The organism is bacterium (genome assembly GCA_030654305.1).
Taxonomy (GTDB): domain Bacteria; phylum Krumholzibacteriota; class Krumholzibacteriia; order LZORAL124-64-63; family LZORAL124-64-63; genus PNOJ01.
In genome coordinates this window covers 1-5,459 of sequence record JAURXS010000338.1, presented here as the reverse complement: position 1 = coordinate 5,459, position 5,459 = coordinate 1, and the positions used below count along the sequence as shown (strand labels likewise).

5 protein-coding genes are annotated in these 5,459 nt (G+C 69.7%); 3 read left to right on the top strand and 2 right to left on the bottom strand.

The genetic code is table 11. The annotated features are described in order from the left end of the window. Positions 1–438 (bottom strand): cation:proton antiporter (locus tag Q7W29_09770; GenBank protein MDO9172107.1); only part of this gene is annotated, 438 nt, incomplete at its 3' end. Positions 439–759: 321 nt separating this feature from the next. Between Q7W29_09770 and Q7W29_09765 the strand changes: the two genes are divergently transcribed. The 3 genes from Q7W29_09765 (at position 760) to Q7W29_09755 (ending at position 4,544) form a co-directional block, all read left to right on the top strand. Continuing rightward, positions 760–2,523 carry a hypothetical protein gene (locus Q7W29_09765; GenBank protein MDO9172106.1) on the top strand — a complete coding sequence of 588 codons (1,764 nt, stop codon included), beginning with the start codon at positions 760–762 and terminating at the stop codon, positions 2,521–2,523. Positions 2,524–2,530: 7 nt separating this feature from the next. After that, positions 2,531–3,733, top strand: a complete 1,203-nt coding sequence (locus Q7W29_09760) for a hypothetical protein (GenBank protein MDO9172105.1) — start codon at positions 2,531–2,533, stop codon at positions 3,731–3,733. 448 nt (positions 3,734–4,181) lie between these two features. Continuing rightward, on the top strand, positions 4,182–4,544 hold the full coding sequence (locus Q7W29_09755) for an HU family DNA-binding protein (protein ID MDO9172104.1): 363 nt from the start codon (positions 4,182–4,184) through the stop codon (positions 4,542–4,544). Positions 4,545–4,631: 87 nt separating this feature from the next. Here the strand turns inward: Q7W29_09755 and Q7W29_09750 are convergent. Continuing rightward, the coding region (locus Q7W29_09750) for a TerC/Alx family metal homeostasis membrane protein (GenBank protein ID MDO9172103.1) at positions 4,632–5,459 on the bottom strand (828 nt) is incomplete at its 5' end.

The following is a 5,459-nucleotide window of genomic DNA, read 5'->3' as shown; positions in this document are numbered from 1 at the left end:
CCCTTGCGGCGCGTCGGTCTCACCACGGTTCTCGAACATCTTCAGCACGATGGCCGTCGAGCTCAGGGCCAGCAGGAACCCGAAGAACACGGCCTGTCCGGTCGGGTAGCCGAAGGCGGACGCTGCGATCACGCCGGCCAGGACGGTCAGCCCGACCTGCATCCCGCCCGCCCCGAGGATGAGGGTGCGCAGGCGCGCCAGCTCTCGCAGCGACAGCTTCAGACCGATCCCGAACAGCAGCATCGCCACGCCGATCTCGGCCACGACCTCGATGCTCTCGTGCTCGCGCACCAGGCACAGGCAGCCGGGGCCCAGCACCACGCCCCACAGCAGCAGCGCGGCGATCGTCGGCACCCCGGCGCGGCGCAGCGCGAACACGACCGTCAGCGAGACGGCCAACACGATCACCAGGTCGCGCAGGACCGGCAGTTGGGTCATGGGGCTCCTCCGGGAACGCGGGCCGTCAGGGCTGGGATCCGCCCGTCACCAGGAACTCGTGCGCGACGTCGGCACCGTCACCAAGATCGCCGTGTTCCTTCGCCGTCGGCAACGAGGCGGCGAAGCCGCCCCCTGTCCATAGCGGATTTGCACCCCGGCGTCAACCGGCCCGCGGCCGCTGATCCCCCTTGCCCCCGCCCCCCGCATGTGTGAGGATTCCCCGAAATCCATGCAGGCTGCCGCGGAACGCCGCCGGCCGGAATCGCCATCCGAGCGCCGTGATCCCGCCCACGCCCTGGCGACCGCACGAGGACGCGCGCCATGACCCGATCGACCGCAACGGCCGTCCTGTTCGCCTTCGCCCTGCTGGCGTCGGGCTGCGCCCCGGACACGCTGGAACCCACGCCCTTCGGCCCCGCCGACGGCTGGAGCGTCTTCCACCCCCTGCCCGGCGGCTACGATCTCTTCGCGGTCTGGGGCGATTCGCCCGCCGACGTCTGGGCGGTCGGCGCCCACGGCAGCATCGTGCACTGGGACGGGCAGGCCGTGACCAACGTGGACAGCCCGGTCGAGGTCCGGCTGGGGACCCTCGACGCGTGGGGGCGCGACGACGTCTACGCCGCGGGCGAGGACTACCTGCTGCACTTCGACGGCCGCGCCTGGCACATCGAGGACCGCTTCCCCGAGGAGGCGATCCGCGACCTCGTCTGCGCCGACGACGGCCGGCTGTACGTCGTGGGCTCGTTCGGCCTGCGCATCCGCGACGGCGACAGGTGGCGGACCGTGGCGGGACCGCGCTCCACCAGCACGACGGTCTGGACGGCCGACGACGGTCTCATCCGCGTCGGCGACGATTCCCTGATCTGGCTCGTGAGGGGCTGGACCGCCGCGACGGAGCTGACGCTGGACCGCGGCAGCATCCAGCACGGCGACGGGCGCCTCTTCTGGTCCGACGGGTATTACTACGACAGCGGCATCTTCGTGCGCGACCCGCAGGCCGGCTGGGAGTGGGATGGCAGCTCCTGGTCCTCCATCAACACGCTGCTCGACATGGGCGCGATCATCTGCGCCACCGACGGCGGCATCGTCATGCGCGACAGCGTGAGCACGTCGATCTGGAGCAACGACACCGGACGCTGGATCTACGGGCTGGCCCGCTGCGGGACCGCCGGCCTGCTCGCCTGCGGCTACGGCGGCACCCTGATGGCCGGCACGCGCGAGGCCGGGGGCTTCACCTGGAACGAGTCGGCCCTGGACCTCGGGTTCCGCCACTTCAATGCCTTCGCCGGCACGGGCTGCGACGACATCTGGGCGGGCGAATGGTGGGGGCGCGTCCTGCACTACGACGGCACCGCCTGGACCCGCGAATCGTCCCACCTGCCCACCAATCGCAGCGTCTCCTTCGTCCAGACGCTCGCCGACGGCTGGGTCCTGGCCAAGGGCGGCGACGAGATCTCCCTGCGGGACCCCGCCGACGGCTGGCGGACGATCCCTTCACCCGGCACCAACCTGGGCTACGTCCACGCCGTGAGCCCCGACAGCATCTTCGCCGGCACGGCCGCCGGCCTGCGGATCTGGAACGGCGCCTGCTGGCGCGACTCCGACACGATCGCCGGCGCCGTCCACGGCCTGACCGCCACGGCGTCCGGTTCGCTGCACGCGCTCGTGTCGAACGGCTCGATCAGCCTGCAGCGCTGGAACGGCGCGGCGTTCGAGGCGCTGGTTGTAATCCCGGGTCTCTCTTATGCCCGCCTGTGCGCCTCGCGCAGCGGCGAGACGCTCTGGATCGGCGGTCACACCGCCGTCAATCCGGCTCACACCATCGTGTACCGCTACGAGGATGGCGACCTGAACCTCGTCACCGACGAACCGGAGCTGCCGTCCTTGCTGTTCACGATGACCGAGCTGCGCGCCGACGACCTGTTCCTGCTGTTCACCGACCAGGTCTGGCGGTACCACGGCGGCGCCTGGTCCCGCGAGACGGGCCTGCCGGCCGAGGAATTCACGACCATCTGGAGCCATCCCGACTGCGGCGTCTTCGTCGAGGGGCACCCCACGTTCTTCAAGGAATATCCCGAGGAGTGACCGAGCCATGAACCGCCGATCTTGCCTGTTCGCCGTCGTGTCGACGTGCACCCTGTTCGCGGCCGCGGCCCCGGTCGCCGCGGGCACCGCCCGCCTGCTCGCCCTGGGCGGCGACGCCGGCTACTGCCCCGACACCGTCGACGTGCTGCGCTGGTACAGCAGCCTCGGCGACTATCCCGACCGGGCCGTGTTCGAGTTCGGCGACCTCCTGCACGGCCGCGACCGCGCCCCGGCGGACCAGGGCCTGATCGGCCACGGGGGCGGCGTCCACGCTCGCCTGTCCCGGGACGGGGGCTGGGGCACCGCGGCCTTCTACTTCCAGGACCACCTGCCCCAGAGCGACACCGACGGCGCCTTCTCGGCGCTGTGGTCCCGCCGCTTCGGCGCGCTGGACGTGGGCCTGTGCGGGCGGTTCACCACGTACGGGGATTCCGAGGTCGGCACGCTCGTCGGCGACCGCATCGACGCCCAGTACTACCACCACTACGGCCTCGGCGTGGGCGGCGAACCGCGGCCCGGCCTGCGCCTAGAGGCCGCGGGCGAGATCGTCAACAGCCGCGCCGAGAGCCACGGCGCCCTCTACCACCTGTCGCCCACGAACGACTGGTCCACGTTCGGCCTGCGGCTGCGCGGCTTCGTCGAGCTGGCTCCCGACCTGACCCTGGTGCCGCTCATCGACCATTTCCGCGACCGGCGCGCCGCCTTCGACGCCGACATCAACAGCCCCGCCGACATCGACGCCTCGATGACGAGCCTCGGCATCGCCGCCAACCTGCGCCCCGATCCCGACACCCTGCTGCTCATCGGCGTCGAGTACCGCGGCGGCCACCAGGACCTGGACCTGCGCGAGGCGGGTTCCCTGAGCGCGGACTGGAGCCGCAGCGAGCGCGACTTCTACCAGATCCGGGGCCGCGCCGGCCTCGAGTCGGCGGTCCTGCCCTGGCTCACGGCGCGCGCCTCCATGCAGTACGTCCGCGTGCACGACGACCGGCTGCGCACCGCGACGGGCGCGCACCCCACGTCGGATCGCGACCGACTCGAGGCGGTCGCCACGCCGTTGAGCCTGGGCTTCGCCCTGCGTCACGGCCGGTTGACGGCGGACTTCGCCCACAACGACAGCGCGCCCGTGAACCCCGGGCTGACCTCCGCGGGCCTGTTCGGCGCGGGCGGCGAGGGGGTTTCGGCCTTCACGCTGACTTATGTGTTTTAGCGAAATCGTCATGGTTTTATAGCTGCCACATCTGATATATGGGCTGTATTGGATAATATTTTGGATATTTTCTCGGAAGGTCCCTCGCAGCACGCGGGATCACGCAGCCGCCGATTCTTCACCCCGACGTCGCCGCGATCGCAGGTCGCGCCTGGGTCCGCGGCGCGGCGCCGGACGTTCCCGATCACGCCATCATGCCGCGTCGCGACGCCGGCGCGACGGATCGCGGCCTCGTCGCCGCGATCGCAAGGTCGCGCGGCGGACCGAAGCCGACCCGCGCGACGCTCATCCCGCGACGTCGCGGCGCGCGCGGAGCGTCGTCGGGAATTCCCAATTTTCCCGGCCGAACCACGATATTTTGTATATCACCGCGCCGGATTGCGCTAGATTCCCCCAGGGAATGGACCCACAGCGGTCTTCAGGTTTCCATCCAAGGAGGAGAACCCGCATGGCAAAGAAGACGACGAAGAAGGTCGCGGCGAAGAAGGCTCCGGCCAAAGCCGCCCCCTCGAACAAGCCGCCGACCAAGGGCGAGACCTATCGCGAGATCTGCGCGAAGACCGGCCTCGCGCGCAAGGACGTCGTCGGCGTGTGCGACGCGCTGACCGACATCATGGTCAAGTCCGTCAAGAAGCACGGCTCCTACAACTACCTGGGCCTGATGAAGCTGTCCCTGGTGAAGAAGCCCGCCGTCGCCGGCGGCAAGCTCGTGAAGAACCCCTTCACCGGCGAGATGGTGAAGCAGAAGCCGCGTCCGGCTTCCCGCTCGGTGCGCGTGCGCCCCATGAAGTCCATCAAGGACATGCTGTAGGCAGACCGCGGTCCGTTCCGGTGAAATGCGTACGACCCCCGCGCGGATGCGACGGGGGTCGTGCATTTTCACGGCAGCGGCGCCGGCTCACTCCCTGCCGTCGCGCCGATCCGCGACCACGGACGCCACGACCCCGGCCGCCAGGATCGCGAGCACCGTCAGCAGCACGTAGAGGTTGAAGCTCTTCCCGAGCAACTCTTTCAGCCACCCGGCGATCAGCATCTTCACGCCCACGACCAGCAGGATCAGGGCGAGGGAGATCTTGAGGTAGCGGAACTTCTCCACCATCCCGGCCAGCGCGAAGTAGAGCGACCGCAGGCCGAGGATCGCGAACACGTTGCTCGTGAAGACCAGGAACGGGTCGCCCGTGATGGCGAAGATGGCCGGGATCGAATCGACGGCGAAGATCACGTCGGTGGTCTCGACCATCACCAGCGCCAGCGCCAGCGGCGTGAGCAGCAGCGTCCCCGGCCGGGCCGCCTGCACGACCTCGTCATCCACCGCAACCGCGCCGGGAACCTCGCTCTCGAGCGACGCGGACGTGCCGGCCCTCACGACGAAGTGCTCGCCGTGGAATCTGGCGGTCACCGGGAACAGCCGGCGCGTCAGGCGGACCACCGCGTTGCGGTTCGGGTCGCCGTGCCCCGACTTCAGGAACAGCATCGTGAGCGCCGTCTGGATCTGGAAGGCGGCGAACAGGTACAGGATCCAGTGGAACTCGGCGATCAGCTTCGCCCCCAGGACGATCATCACGCCGCGCAGCACCAGCGCCCCGAGGATGCCCCAGAACAGCACCCGGTGCTGGTAGAGCGGCGGCACGGCGAAGAGCCCGAAGATCATGGCGATCACGAAGATGTTGTCCACGCTGAGCGACTTCTCGACGACGTAGCCGGTCAGGTACTTCTCCACCGCCGT

What these genes read in the sequence shown, in the direction of transcription:
- Q7W29_09765 (MDO9172106.1), top strand. Translation starts at nt 760, where the DNA reads ATGACCCGATCGACCGCAACGGCCGTCCTGTTCGCCTTCGCCCTGCTG.
- Q7W29_09760 (MDO9172105.1), top strand. Translation starts at nt 2,531, where the DNA reads ATGAACCGCCGATCTTGCCTGTTCGCCGTCGTGTCGACGTGCACCCTG.
- Q7W29_09755 (MDO9172104.1), top strand. Translation starts at nt 4,182, where the DNA reads ATGGCAAAGAAGACGACGAAGAAGGTCGCGGCGAAGAAGGCTCCGGCC.